At 65.9% G+C, this 11,961-nt stretch carries 13 protein-coding genes; 5 read left to right on the top strand and 8 right to left on the bottom strand.

The genetic code is table 11. From position 1 onward, the window contains the following. Positions 1-954, bottom strand: a complete 954-nt coding sequence (locus C8E02_RS06285) for a Bug family tripartite tricarboxylate transporter substrate binding protein (protein ID WP_120810134.1) — start codon at positions 952-954, stop codon at positions 1-3. A 563-nt stretch (positions 955-1,517) separates the two neighbouring features. On the opposite strand from C8E02_RS06285, the gene C8E02_RS06280 reads away from it, so the two are divergent. Further along, on the top strand, positions 1,518-1,721 hold the full coding sequence (locus C8E02_RS06280; protein WP_047966568.1) for a cold-shock protein: 204 nt from the start codon (positions 1,518-1,520) through the stop codon (positions 1,719-1,721). Between the two features lie 251 nt (positions 1,722-1,972). Here C8E02_RS06280 and C8E02_RS06275 read toward each other — a convergent pair whose 3' ends face one another. The 5 genes from C8E02_RS06275 to C8E02_RS06255 all read right to left on the bottom strand — a co-directional run bounded on the left by C8E02_RS06275 (position 1,973) and on the right by C8E02_RS06255 (position 5,791). Further along, positions 1,973-2,698, bottom strand: a complete 726-nt coding sequence (locus C8E02_RS06275; RefSeq protein ID WP_120810133.1) for an anaerobic ribonucleoside-triphosphate reductase activating protein — start codon at positions 2,696-2,698, stop codon at positions 1,973-1,975. Beyond that, positions 2,661-2,822, bottom strand: a complete 162-nt coding sequence (gene nrdD, locus C8E02_RS06270; protein ID WP_047966566.1) for an anaerobic ribonucleoside-triphosphate reductase — start codon at positions 2,820-2,822, stop codon at positions 2,661-2,663. The genes C8E02_RS06275 and nrdD overlap by 38 nt, the downstream gene beginning before the upstream one ends. Before the next feature lie 200 nt (positions 2,823-3,022). Then, positions 3,023-4,744: a ribonucleoside triphosphate reductase gene (locus C8E02_RS06265; protein WP_120810132.1), complete on the bottom strand. Its 1,722-nt coding sequence runs from the start codon at positions 4,742-4,744 to the stop codon at positions 3,023-3,025. A 178-nt stretch (positions 4,745-4,922) separates the two neighbouring features. Next, complete coding sequence (locus tag C8E02_RS06260) at positions 4,923-5,117, bottom strand: YqaE/Pmp3 family membrane protein (protein ID WP_047966564.1); 195 nt, start codon at positions 5,115-5,117, stop codon at positions 4,923-4,925. A gap of 113 nt (positions 5,118-5,230) precedes the next feature. After that, entirely contained in the window at positions 5,231-5,791 is a 561-nt protein-coding gene (locus C8E02_RS06255) for an XRE family transcriptional regulator (protein WP_120810131.1), read from the bottom strand. Positions 5,792-5,873: 82 nt separating this feature from the next. Between C8E02_RS06255 and C8E02_RS06250 the strand changes: the two genes are divergently transcribed. Then, positions 5,874-6,776, top strand: coding sequence for a DMT family transporter (locus C8E02_RS06250; protein ID WP_120810130.1), 903 nt, complete (start codon positions 5,874-5,876; stop codon positions 6,774-6,776). Positions 6,777-6,997: 221 nt separating this feature from the next. Here C8E02_RS06250 and C8E02_RS06245 read toward each other — a convergent pair whose 3' ends face one another. After that, on the bottom strand, positions 6,998-8,065 hold the full coding sequence (locus C8E02_RS06245) for a glycosyltransferase family 4 protein (RefSeq protein ID WP_120810129.1): 1,068 nt from the start codon (positions 8,063-8,065) through the stop codon (positions 6,998-7,000). Continuing rightward, positions 8,053-8,874, bottom strand: coding sequence for a UDP-2,3-diacylglucosamine diphosphatase (locus tag C8E02_RS06240; RefSeq protein WP_120810128.1), 822 nt, complete (start codon positions 8,872-8,874; stop codon positions 8,053-8,055). The genes C8E02_RS06245 and C8E02_RS06240 overlap by 13 nt, the downstream gene beginning before the upstream one ends. Before the next feature lie 290 nt (positions 8,875-9,164). Between C8E02_RS06240 and C8E02_RS06235 the strand changes: the two genes are divergently transcribed. The 3 genes from C8E02_RS06235 (at position 9,165) to C8E02_RS06225 (ending at position 11,885) form a co-directional block, all read left to right on the top strand. After that, positions 9,165-10,814 carry a phosphoethanolamine transferase gene (locus tag C8E02_RS06235; RefSeq protein ID WP_120810127.1) on the top strand — a complete coding sequence of 550 codons (1,650 nt, stop codon included), beginning with the start codon at positions 9,165-9,167 and terminating at the stop codon, positions 10,812-10,814. Between the two features lies 1 nt (position 10,815). Next, complete coding sequence (locus tag C8E02_RS06230; RefSeq protein ID WP_211329186.1) at positions 10,816-11,553, top strand: phosphatase PAP2 family protein; 738 nt, start codon at positions 10,816-10,818, stop codon at positions 11,551-11,553. A 62-nt stretch (positions 11,554-11,615) separates the two neighbouring features. After that, a complete protein-coding gene (locus tag C8E02_RS06225) occupies positions 11,616-11,885 on the top strand; it encodes a PepSY domain-containing protein (protein ID WP_047966558.1) in 270 nt (89 codons plus the stop codon). Positions 11,886-11,961 lie beyond the last annotated feature (76 nt).

Here is an 11,961-nt window from a genome sequence, read left to right as displayed (position 1 = left end):
TTAGTTACCCAGCTTCAGTTTCTTGACGATGGCCGCGGTGCGCTTGATGTCTTCGTTGAGGAAGGCCTTGAAACTGTCGCCGCTCTGCAGCATGTCCAGCCATTCCATCTTCTCGGCCTTGGCTTTCCAGCTTGGCGACTTGACCGCGGTTTCCACCATCTTGATCAGCTCGTTGCGCTGGGCGGGGGTGATGCCGGGGGCACCAAACACGCCGCGCCAGTTGTACACCACCACGTCGGTGCCCTGTTCGCGCATGGTCGCTACCGGGATGTCGGCGTTGCGGGTGGAGGCGGAGATGCCCAGCGCGCGCACCTTGCCGGCCTTGATCAGGTCGGCCAGTTCGCCGTAGCCGCTGATGTAGGCGGAGATCTGGTTGCCGAGGATGGCCGCCTTGCCCTCGCCGCCGCCGGCGAACGGGATGTAGTTCAGCTTGTCGGGATCAACGCCGGCTTTCTCCGACATCAGGCTGGCCATGATGTGGTCGATGCCACCGGCCGAGCCGCCGCCGATGCTCACCGCACCCGGTTTCGCCTTGTAGGCGGCCATCAGGTCTTTCAGGTTCTTGAACGGCGAGGCGGTCGGCACCACGATGACGTTGAACTCACCCATCAGGCGCGAGATCGGGGTCACCATGCCGAAGTTGACCGGCGACTTGTTGGTTTCCAGCGCGCCGACGGTGACGGCACCGGCCACCAGCAGCGCGTGCGGGTTGCCTTTTTCGTTATTGACGAACTGTGCCATGCCGATGGCCCCACCGGCCCCGGCCTTGTTCTCGACCACCACGCTCTTGGCCTGGCCGGACGCCTGCAGCGCTTCGCCGAGGGTACGGGCGATGGTGTCAAAGCCGCCGCCCGGGTTGGCCGGCGCCATGATCTTGAATTGCTCTACCTGGGCCTGGGCGACAAACGGGGTGACCGCCAGCAGGCAGCTTACGAACAGTTTCGACAGTTTCATTGTGTAATCTCCGGAGTGTTGCATATTGTTGTGTATGCCGAGGTGGCATCAGCGGGAGCTTGGCTCCTCACCCTGTGCGTCCCCTGAGGCCTGACGTTGCCTGCCGTGCAGGTCACGCCACCTCAGGTGGGGCGAGCAAATTATAGGGTGGTCAAGCTTTCAACTAGCTTTCAGCGCGGCAAGCAGTTTCAATGTCGCCAGCCCGTGCATTTGGCATAGGTAAAGATGCGCCGGAATACAAGCCTGCTTGCCGTAGCGGCATGGCATCAGCGGCGAGCAAACAGCAGTGCCGCTGTGCTGTACTGGCCGCCGCCGCCGGGCGCGGACGAGCGCTTGCTGGCTTTTATGGGATTTATTAAGGGTAAAACAAAAATAAATTCAATTAATCGTTGACCGGGGGAGGGATGCTGCGTATAACGGTGCTGGCAGGACCTTCAAGCAGCAGATTGCTTGCGACATCGTTGATCCACCTCAAAAGCGGCACGTCATTGTTACCGGTTTGATTCCTTGATCGTCATGCACCTGGGCAATTGCCCGTCAATCTCGTTTTAAAGGAATTAAAAATGGAAACTGGTACCGTTAAATGGTTTAACGATGCAAAAGGCTTTGGCTTCATCACTCCAGATGCAGGCGGCAACGACCTGTTCGCTCACTTCTCCGAAGTGCGCTCGGAAGGCTTCAAATCGCTGACCGAAGGCCAGAAAGTTAGCTACACCCCAGGTATGGGTCAAAAAGGCCCACAAGCCACCAATATCCAGGCTCTGTAATTTTTTACAGCGTTTGATAAAAACCCCGCTACGGCGGGGTTTTTTGTTTTTCCCGCCCCTTACCGCGACTGCCGTGGTGGGCGCATACCGGCACAATGTCCGCCAACGGACGTTGTGCCTTTTTGTTGCCGGAGAAACGGGGGGGCTGTGACGCCGTATGCCGTTGCTGGCGGCTTGCGGGCTGCCGTAACTGCGCTGTCACCAGCTGGCGGTGCTGCGGGCACTGCGGCGGTGGCCAAGCTTGGCCTCAGCTAGCCGGTGCGCACTTCAAAGTGTGCAAAATGGCCGGCTACCGCCGCCTGCAGCGCCGGCGCCGGCCAGCCTGCGGCGATGGGGGAAAACGGCTGCGGCAGTTGCGGGCCGGGGCGCAGCAGCTGCCAGGCGTAGTGGCGCACGCCACGCTGGGCCAGCCACGCGGCCAGCTGGGTCAGCGTGCTGTCGTCGTGCAGCGCCGGGTGGAGGGTGCTGCGGCATTCGTAGGCGACGCCGCTGGCTTGCAGCAGCGCCAGGCTGGCGGCGGCACGCTCGCCGCTGCCGGCCACCGCGGTGATGGCCGGGTACTGCGGCGGCAGGGTCTTGATGTCCAGCCCGACCCAGTCCAATAGCGGCAACACCGCAGCCAGCCGTTGCGGGTGACTGCCGCCGCTGTGCAGGCCGGTGGCAAAGCCCAGTGCCCGCACTTCGGCCAGCAGTGCGGGCAAGGCCGGCTCGCTCAGCGGCTCGCCGCCGGAGAACACCACCCCGTCCAGCAGGCCGCGCCGCGCCTGCAATTGCGCGCGCAGCTGCGGCCAACTTGTCTGGCCGTGGCGGCGCTGCAGCAGGCCGGGGTTGTGGCAGTAGCCGCAGCGCCACGGGCAGCCGGCCAGGAACACCACCGCGGCCAGCCGGCCCGGCCAGTCGCAGGCCGAGAACGGCTGCCAGCCGCCGATGCGGGCGCGCTCAGCCGGCGCGCTGTTCGTCGAAGTGGCAGCGTTCATGGAACTCGCCCTGTTTGCCGGTATTGAACGAGGCCACCGGGCGGTGGTAGCCCATCACTCGCGTCCACACCTCGCAGCGGGTGCGTTCTTCGTCTTTCAGCTCGATGGTTTGCTGCTGTTGCATGGTGTTTCCTTTCAAAGGTTGGCCGCATGGCGGCGGATTGGCTCTGTGTTGTTGGTCTGGGGTTGCTGTTAGGCAGGCTGCTGTGCGCCTGTCACCGCACTTGACGATTCGCCTCACGTCGCCCGGATAAGCCGCAGGCGCATCCGGGGAGACTGCCGTGAGGACATGCAATTTCCCCGGATGTACTTCGCTTATCCGGGCTACGGGGTGCAGGCGGCCTGGCGTTTTTTCTCGATCAGCTCGGCATCGCACTTCGGGCAGAAGTCGTGTCGTCCGGACAGGTAGCCGTGCGTCGGGCAGATCGAGAACGTCGGCGTGATGGTGATGTAGGGCAGGCGGAAGTTTTCCAGCGCGCGCTTCACCAGCTGGCGGCAGGCGTCGGCGCTGCTCACCGCCTCGCTCATATACAGGTGCAGCACGGTGCCGCCGGTGTATTTGCGTTGCAGTTCGTCCTGGCGCAGCAGCGCCTCGAACGGGTCGTCGGTAAAGCCCACCGGCAGCTGGCTGGAGTTGGTGTAGTACGGCTGCTGCGGCGTGCCGGCCTGCAGGATGCCGGGGTAGCGCTTGTTGTCCTCGCGGGCGAAGCGGTAGGTGGTGCCTTCCGCCGGCGTGGCTTCCAGGTTGTACAGGTGGCCGGTGGCCTGCTGGAACTCGACCATGCGCGCACGGATGTGGTCCAGGTAGCGGCAGGCAAAATCATGACCCCAGTCGCTGGTGATGTCGTGGGCGTCGGCGCTGAAGTTGCGGATCATCTCGTTGATGCCGTTTACCCCCAGGGTGGAGAAGTGGTTGCGCAGGCTGCCGAGGAAATGGCGGGTGTACGGGTACAGCCCGCCGTCGATGTGCTGTTGCACTTTGCTGCGGCGCGCTTCCAGCACCTCGCGGCCCAGGTTCAGCAGGCGGTCGGTCTCGGCCAGCAGTGCCGCTTCGTCACCGGCAAAACGGTGGCCGAGGCGCGCGCAGTTGACGGTGACCACCCCCACCGAGCCGGTCTGCTCGGCGCTGCCGAACAGGCCGTTGCCGCGTTTCATCAGCTCGCGCAGGTCCAGCTGCAGGCGGCAGCACATGCTGCGCACCATGTGCGGCTCCAGCTCGGAGTTCACGAAGTTCTGGAAGTAGGGCAGGCCGTACTTGGCGGTCATGGCGAACAGCAGCTCGCTGTTCTCGCCGTACCAGTCGAAATCCTTGGTGATGTTGTAGGTGGGGATCGGGAAGGTAAACGCCCGCCCCAGCGCGTCGCCGGCCAGCATCACCTCGATATAGGCGCGGTTGATCAGCGCCATTTCGGGGCCGCAGTCGCCGTAGCGGAACGGCATCTCCTCGCCGCCCAGCACCGGAATCTGCTCGCGCAGGTCTTCCGGGCACACCCAGTCGAAGGTCAGGTTGGTGAACGGTGTCTGCGTGCCCCAGCGGCTGGGTACGTTCAGGTTGTAGATCAGTTCCTGGATCGCCTGCTTCACCTGCGCGTAGTCCAGCGCATCCTTTTTCACGAACGGGGCGAGGTAGGTATCGAAAGAGCTGAACGCCTGTGCGCCGGCCCATTCGTTCTGCAGCGTGCCGAGGAAATTGACGATCTGGCCGCAGGCGCTGGACAGGTGCCGCGGCGGCGCCGATTCCACCTTGCCGCCGACGCCGGCAAAACCCAGCTGCAGCAGGGTGCGCAGCGACCAGCCGGCGCAGTAGCCGGACAGCATGTCCAGGTCGTGGATGTGCAGGTCGCCGTGGCGGTGCGCACTGGCGGCCTCGGCGGGGAAAACTTCGTTCAGCCAGTACTCGGCGGTGAGCTTGCCGGCGATGTTGAGGATCAGGCCGCCCAGGCTGTAGCCCTGGTTGGCATTGGCCTGCACCCGCCAGTCGGCACGGGACAGGTATTCGTTGATGCTGCTGACGGCGTCGACATGGCTGCTGGGGCGTGCGGACATCGTTTGCTCCAATATGTTGTGGTTGGCGCATTGTATGGACGCAGCATGTAGTAGTGATTGATGTGGATCAAGCGTGCAAAAATTCTTATGGCATGGCCTGTGGTGGTGTGGCGCCATGAAAAATGGCCAGCCGGTCGTTGCCGGGCTGGCCATCGGGACAGGACGCGTGGCGCCCGCGCTAGCGTGCCTGTGCCAGCGCCTGTTTGATCTTGAGATCGGTCTTGTACTGGCTGAGCGCGTACACCGACCAGATCGCCGCCGGGATCCAGCCGATCAGCGTGCACTGCAGCAGCAGGCAGAACAGGCCGGCAAACGGGCGCTTGATGGTGAAGAACTGCAGCCAGGGCAGCAGGATGGCGAGTAGCAGACGCATGGTGACTCCGATCGCGGATGGACAGTGACGAGGACTTTGATGCTATCCGGTTATGTCAAAACCATCAAATGCGGTGATGGTGGGCTGGCCGACGGCCAGGGTTGGCCGCAGCCTCAGCCGGGTGCCGGCATCACGATGCTGCGCTGGAAACGCAGCAGGCTAGTGCCTGGGTTGTGGTAGCGGTAGCCGTGCTCGGTGCCGTAGCCGGCGGTGTCGCCCGCTTGCAGGGTGTGCTCGCCGCCGGCGTAGGCCAGTTGCAGCGTGCCGCTGTGAACTTCCACGATTTCGCCGCAGCCGGCCGGGTCCGGCGCGGCCAGGTAGCTGTCGTCGGGCGCCAGCTGCCACTGCCACAGCTCCAGCGTGCAGCCGGCCAGCGCCAGGCTGTGCAGCAGGGTGGCGTGGCTGTCACTGCTGTCGCCCTGCCACACCCGCACTGGCGCGTCACTGCCGGGCGCGCGCACCAGCTCGGAAAAGGTCAGCCCCAGCGCGCTGGCGAGGCGGTCCAGCGTGGCGATGCTGACATTGCTGGCGCCGGCCTCGATGTTGACCAGCATGCGGCGGCTGACCTCGGCGCTGGCGGCCAGTTTTTCCTGGCTCAGTCCGCGCTGCTGGCGCGCCTCGCGCAGATTGCGGGCGACGTGGCTGAAGACTTGCAGGGGTGTGTGTTCGCTCATAAGTGCAATATATTGCTCATCAAACGAGTTGTGCAGTATAGTGCACAAAACTGAGCCATCACCCTACACGCGAGCCTTGCCCATGTCCACCATCGCCCTGCCCGCGGCCCAGCCGCCGCGCTCCCTGCTGCCCGACCTGTCGCTGGTCGGCGTCACCCTGATCTGGGGCGGCACCTTCCTCGCGGTACAGACCGCGCTGCAGTGGAGCGGCGCCTTCGTCTTTGTCGGCATGCGCTTTGCCGTCGCCGCCTTGCTGGCGCTGCTGCTGTGCCGCCGCCAGCTGGCCGGCCTCAACCGCACCGAGTTGTTGGGCGGCATCGGCATCGGCGTGATCCTGTATTTCAGCTACAACCTGCAGACGCTGGGGCTGGGCCATATCGCCAGCAGCACCTCGGCCTTCCTCACCGGCTTGTACGTGCCGCTGGTGCCGCTGCTGCAGTGGGGCCTGTTCCGCCAGCGCCCGGGCTGGCTGGCGTGGGCGGGGGTGGCGCTGGCGTTTGCCGGCCTGCTGCTCTTGGCGGGGGTCGATGGCCTCAGCATCAAGCTGGGCTTAGGCGAATGGCTGACCATCGCCGCCACCGTCACCATCGCGCTGGAAATCTGCCTGCTCAGCCGCTTTGCCGCCGGCTGCAACGCCGGGCGCATGGCGCTGGTGCAGCTGGCGACGGTGGCGCTGCTGTCGCTGTTGTCGGCGCCGCTGGCCGGCGAGGCGCTGCCGCAGTGGCAGCCGCTGCTGCTGGTCAGCGTGCTGGCGCTGGGCGCGGCCACCGCGCTGATCCAGATCGTGATGAACTGGGCGCAGCAGACGGTGCCGGCCACCCGTGCCACCATCATTTACGCGATGGAACCGGTGTGGGGCGGGCTGATCGGCTGGCTGGCCGGCGAGGCGATGGGCGCCGGCAAGGTCGGCGGCGCGGCGCTGATTGTGGCCAGCGTGCTCTTGAGCCAGCTCAGCGCGCACAAGGCGACACATGCGCCGGCCTGATCCTTAGAACCTGTTCACGATCTGCTGCGACTTGCTCGCAATGGGGCGATACGGCGTTAAAAACGGCTTCGGCATGCTTGTTTGATTCTGGCTACACGCCGCTTCCTCAGCCGTTTTCGCCTTGTCTCGCGTGAGCGTGCGGGATAGTGAACACGTTCTTACGATGCAAAGCAATGCGGCCAACCTTGCCCAAGGTTGGCCGCATTGTTTTGGCGCTGCGCTCAGCGGCCGCCGCCGGGGGTGAAGGCCATGCCTTCCTGCTCGCCCAGCGGGCGCGGGCAGAGGTGGGATTCGAACTGCCGTGTCGCCGCCGTCCACGAGTAGCCCTCGGCCACGCGGCGCACCTGGTCGCGGTCCAGCGTCAGCGCCTGCAGGCAGGCGGTGTGCAGGTCCTGGTGCAGCACACCGCCACCGCTGGCGCCGACCACGTCCAGCGGGCCGGCCACCGGGTAGGCCGCCACCGGCGTGCCGCAGGCCATCGCCTCCAGCAGCACCAGGCCGAAGGTGTCGGTCAGGCTGGGGAACACGAACACGTCGCCGGCGCGGTAGAAGCGCGCCAGCTCGTGCTGCGGGAACACGCCGGCAAAATAGACCTCCGGATATTTGGCCTTCAGCTCGGCCAGCTGCGGCCCCTCGCCGACCACCCACTTGCTGCCGGGCAGCTCCAGTTTGAGAAAGGCCTCGATGTTCTTCTCCACCGCCACGCGGCCGATGTAGAGGAAGCGCGGCTGCGCGGTGTCCAGCCGTTCGCGCTCGCCGGGGCTGAACAGGCGGGTGTCGACGCCGCGGCTCCACAGCACCACGTTGTGAAAGCCGCGTGCCTTGAGGTCGGCGACGATGGCCGGCGTCGGCGCCATCACCGCCTGCGCGCGGTTGTGGAAGCGGCGCATCCACGCGTAGCTGATGGCCAGCGGCAGCCGGGTGCGGGCGTGGATGTATTCCGGAAAACGGGTGTGGTAGGCGGTGGTGAACGGCTGGCCGTGGCGGCGGCACCAGCGCTGCGCGGCGAGGCCCAGCGGGCCTTCGGTGGCGATGTGCACCGCGTGCGGCGCGAATGCGGCCAACCTTTGCGCCACCTTGCGGTAGGGGAACAGCGACAGGCGGATGTCGGGATAGGTCGGGCAGGGCAGGGTGGCGAAGCCGTCGCCGTCGTCGGTCTCGCCGCCCAGCGGGGTGATCAGGGCCACCTGGTGGCCGAAGCCGCGCAGCTCGCGCACGGTTTCGGTGATGCTGCGAACCACGCCGTTGACCTGTGGCAGCCAGGCGTCGCTGATGATCATGATGCGCATGTTTCGGCCTCTGTGTTGAGCTGGGGTTGTGCGGCAAGGTTGGCCGCAATGCTCTGCGGGATGGTGTCGCCGGCCTGCTGCGTCCAGTGCACGATCTCCAGCGTGCCGTCGTGGTGCTCGACCAGCGCCGACAGGCTTTCCACCCAGTCGCCGCAGTTGCCGTACACGATGCCGTCGATGTCCTTCACCTCGGCCTTGTGGATGTGGCCGCAGACCACGCCGTCGAAACCGCGGCGGCGCGCCTCGGCGGCGAGGATGTGCTCGAAGTCGCTGATGAAGTTCACCGCGTTCTTCACCTTGTGTTTCAGGTATTGCGACAGCGACCAGTACGGCCGCCCCAGCTTGTGGCGCAACCAGTTGTAGTGGCGGTTGAGGCCGAGGATCAGCGTGTACAGGCTGTCGCCGACGTAGGCCAGCCACTTGGCGTGCTGGATCACGCCGTCGAACTCGTCGCCGTGGATGACCAGCAGCCGTTTGCCGTCGGCGGTGTGGTGCTCGGCTTCGCTGCGGATGGCGATGCCGCCGAAATCCAGCCCGGCGTACTGCCGCGCCGCCTCGTCGTGGTTGCCGGGCACGTAGATCACCCGCGTGCCCTTGCGCGCCTTGCGCAGCACCTTCTGCACCACGTCGTTGTGGCCCTGCTTCCAGTACCACGACTTCTTCAGCTGCCAGCCGTCGATGATGTCGCCGACCAGGTACAGGGTGTCGGAGTCGTGGTGGCGCAGGAAGTCGAGCAGGAAGGCGGCCTGGCAGCCGGCGGTGCCGAGGTGGACATCGGAAATCCAGATGGTGCGGTAGCGCTGGTTCATCGCGTGCTCCGGCGGGGGCAGATGCGCCGATGGTGGCGCAGCGATGTGACAGGCGGATGTGGCGGCGATGACGATACGGTGACGTGGCTAAGAGCCGCTAACAAAAACCCTGATCCTGCGTTGCGCCTCCTTGTCGTACTACTTGTACTGCCTGCGTCGGCGCGCCTTGGCTCAGGTGCTCTGCGAGGTTTTGTTAGCGACTCTAAGGCTGGCTTAAGGCTGGCCTGTTTTCATCGGCACCAAGATGAGCGGGCGTGCCTGCTTCGAAACCCGTTGCCGAGAGACTCCGCATGAAGCTTCTGTTCCGTCCGCTGCGCGCCGAATGGCTGGCGCTGCTCATGGCGCTGCTGTTCGTCACCCTGTTCAACCTGCCGTTCTGGCGCCACCTGCTGCAGATCATGGCGCCGCTGGACGGCCAGGACCTGCGCATGCTGCTGCTGGCCTTCGTGTTCGTTACCGCCTTTTTCACCCTGCTGCTGTTGCTGCTGCTGTGGCCGAAGATCGCCAAGCCGCTGCTGACGCTGCTGTTGCTGCTCACCGCCGCGGTCAGCTATTTCATGAACCAGTACGGGGTGCTGATCGACAGCGACATGGTGCGCAACGCGCTGCAGACCGACGTGGCCGAGGCCGGCGACCTGCTGTCCGTGAAAATGGCGCTGACCGTGCTGCTGCTCGGCGGCCTGCCGTCGTGGTGGCTGTGGCGCACGCCGCTGCGCTTTCGCGCCGCGCTGCCGGAGCTGGGCGTGCGCGCGCTGGCGCTGCTGCTCAGCGGCGCGGTGCTGCTGCTGGTGGCGCTGGGCGCCTACCAGGACTTCGCCTCGCTGTTTCGCAACCACCGCGAGCTGCGGCTGGAGCTGACGCCGAGCAACTACCTGCAGGCCACCAGTTCCTACCTGCGCAAGGTCAACGCCACGCCGCAGCCGCTGCTGCGCATCGGCGGCGATGCGCGTCGCGATGCGGCTGCCAGCGCCAAGCCGCGGCTGCTGGTGCTGGTGGTCGGCGAGACCGCCCGCGCCGACCATTTCTCGCTCAACGGCTACCCGCGGCCGACCAACCCGCAGCTGGCCAAGGTGGCGGGGCTGGTCAACTTCCCCGATGTCTGGTCCTGCGGCACCGAAACCGCGATCTCGGTGCCGTGCATGTTCTCGTCGCGGCCACGTGACAGCTTCGACGCCGAAGAGGCACGCCACCGCGAAAACCTGCTCGACGTGCTGGCCCACGCCGGGGTGCAGGTCAGCTGGCGCGACAACAACTCCGGCTGCAAGGAGGTGTGCAAGCGCGTGGCCAGCAGCATGCTGTACGACAGCAACGATCCGCGCTTCTGCAGCGGCGGCGAGTGTCACGACGCGATCCTGCTCGACAGCCTGGCGGCCCGGCTGCAGAACCTGCGCGGCGACAGCGTGCTGGTGCTGCACCAGAAGGGCAGCCACGGCCCGGCCTACTACAAGCGCTACCCGGCGGCGTTCGCCCGCTTCGGCCCGGTGTGCGAAACCGGCGAGCTGCAAAAATGCAGCCGCGAGCAGATCGTCAACGCCTTCGACAACACCATCCTCTATACCGACCAGGTGCTGGCGCAGCTGATCGCCACGCTGCAGGCGGCGCCGCAGGTGGCCAGCAGCATGCTCTACCTGTCCGATCACGGCGAATCGCTGGGCGAGAACAATCTCTACCTGCACGCCACGCCCTACCTGATCGCGCCGGACGCGCAGAAGCACGTGCCGATGCTGGCGTGGTTCTCGCCGCAGTGGCAGCAGGACAGCGGGTTGTCCGGCAGCTGCCTGCAGGCGACCAGCAAGCAACGCTACAGCCACGACAACCTGTTCCACAGCGTGCTGGGGCTGATGGCGGTGCGCACCGCGCTGTACCAGCCAGCGCTGGACATCTTCGCCGCCTGTCGCGCGCCGCAGACGGCCGCGGCGCCGGCGGCCCTGGGCGCCTGAGATGGCAGCGCCAAGGTTGGCCGCAACGGCCGCCGGCCTGCCCGCCGCCTTCTACGCGCGGCAGCTGCTGTGGCTGCTGCTGCTCGGCGCCGTGCTGTGGTGGCTGGAGGCGGCCACCCGCCTCGATGTCACGCTGGCGCAGTGGTTCTTTGATCCACTCAGCCAGCGCTTTCCGCTGCAGCACAGCCTGTGGCTGGAGTGGCTCAACCACCGCCTGCCGAAGTACGCGCTGATCGCCACCAGCGGCGGGCTGGCGCTACGTGCCGTGCGGCGGCGCGAGGCGCGCCTGGGCTACGCGGTGCTGGTGATGTGGCTGGCGACGCTGGCGGTGTCGCTGCTGAAGGCGCACAGCGCGCACTCCTGCCCGTGGGACCTGCAGGCCTTCGGCGGCAGCGGCGAGTGGTTCGCGCTGTTCGGCGCGGTGGCGGCCAACCCCGGCCCGGGGCAGTGCTTCCCCGGCGGCCACGCCTCCGGCGGCTTTGCGCTGCTGGCGCTGTTTTTCTACTGGCGGCCGCACGCGCCGCGGCGGGCACGACAGGCGGCGGTCGCCGCGCTGGCGCTGGGCTTGCTGATGGGGCTGGGGCAGATGGCGCGCGGCGCGCACTTCCTGTCGCACAACCTGTGGAGCGGCTGGGTGGTGTGGCTGGTGGCGGTGCTGCTGTTTGCCGCCTTCGACCTGGGCCGTGCCGCCAGCACCGCAAAAAGTGCCCGCCAGTTACCCGGCATAAGCGGCGCTTAAGCTTGCCTTGCTTTAATGAAGCTGTACCTGCGCTGTTGCAGGCTTTGACCAGGAGCGTAACGATGAAAAAACTGCTTGCTGTGGCCCTGATGGCCGCTTTTGCTTCCTCCGCCGCCTTTGCCGGTGCCGAATGCGCGGCCCAGCCGAAAGACAAGTGGCAGAAAGAAGCCGACTTCCAGAAACAGCTGACGGCGCAGGGTTACCAGATCAAGAAGTTCAAGGTGTCCGGCAACTGCTACGAAATCTACGGCAAGAACAAGCAGGGCCAGAAAGTGGAGATCTACTTCGATCCGGTCTCCGGCAAGGCGGTGAAGAGCGAAATCGACGATTGAGCCATCGCGCGGCCGCGGCGCTCAACGCCGCCGGCCATGTCTGTGCCGCGGTGATGCCGCGACTGCCCGCGGGGCA

It is taken from the genome of Vogesella indigofera, assembly GCF_003633895.1.
Taxonomy (GTDB): domain Bacteria; phylum Pseudomonadota; class Gammaproteobacteria; order Burkholderiales; family Chromobacteriaceae; genus Vogesella; species Vogesella indigofera.
This window is presented reverse-complemented; position numbering and strand designations above follow the sequence as displayed.

Coding starts and splice junctions, on each gene's coding strand:
- C8E02_RS06235 (WP_120810127.1), top strand. CDS start 9,165: ATGAAGCTTCTGTTCCGTCCGCTGCGCGCCGAATGGCTGGCGCTGCTC.
- nrdD (WP_047966566.1), bottom strand. CDS start 2,822: ATGCAACAGCAGCAAACCATCGAGCTGAAAGACGAAGAACGCACCCGC.
- C8E02_RS06225 (WP_047966558.1), top strand. CDS start 11,616: ATGAAAAAACTGCTTGCTGTGGCCCTGATGGCCGCTTTTGCTTCCTCC.
- C8E02_RS06240 (WP_120810128.1), bottom strand. CDS start 8,874: ATGAACCAGCGCTACCGCACCATCTGGATTTCCGATGTCCACCTCGGC.
- C8E02_RS06260 (WP_047966564.1), bottom strand. CDS start 5,117: ATGCGTCTGCTACTCGCCATCCTGCTGCCCTGGCTGCAGTTCTTCACC.
- C8E02_RS06245 (WP_120810129.1), bottom strand. CDS start 8,065: ATGCGCATCATGATCATCAGCGACGCCTGGCTGCCACAGGTCAACGGC.
- C8E02_RS06230 (WP_211329186.1), top strand. CDS start 10,816: ATGGCAGCGCCAAGGTTGGCCGCAACGGCCGCCGGCCTGCCCGCCGCC.
- C8E02_RS06250 (WP_120810130.1), top strand. CDS start 5,874: ATGTCCACCATCGCCCTGCCCGCGGCCCAGCCGCCGCGCTCCCTGCTG.
- C8E02_RS06255 (WP_120810131.1), bottom strand. CDS start 5,791: ATGAGCGAACACACACCCCTGCAAGTCTTCAGCCACGTCGCCCGCAAT.
- C8E02_RS06265 (WP_120810132.1), bottom strand. CDS start 4,744: ATGTCCGCACGCCCCAGCAGCCATGTCGACGCCGTCAGCAGCATCAAC.
- C8E02_RS06280 (WP_047966568.1), top strand. CDS start 1,518: ATGGAAACTGGTACCGTTAAATGGTTTAACGATGCAAAAGGCTTTGGC.
- C8E02_RS06275 (WP_120810133.1), bottom strand. CDS start 2,698: ATGAACGCTGCCACTTCGACGAACAGCGCGCCGGCTGAGCGCGCCCGC.
- C8E02_RS06285 (WP_120810134.1), bottom strand. CDS start 954: ATGAAACTGTCGAAACTGTTCGTAAGCTGCCTGCTGGCGGTCACCCCG.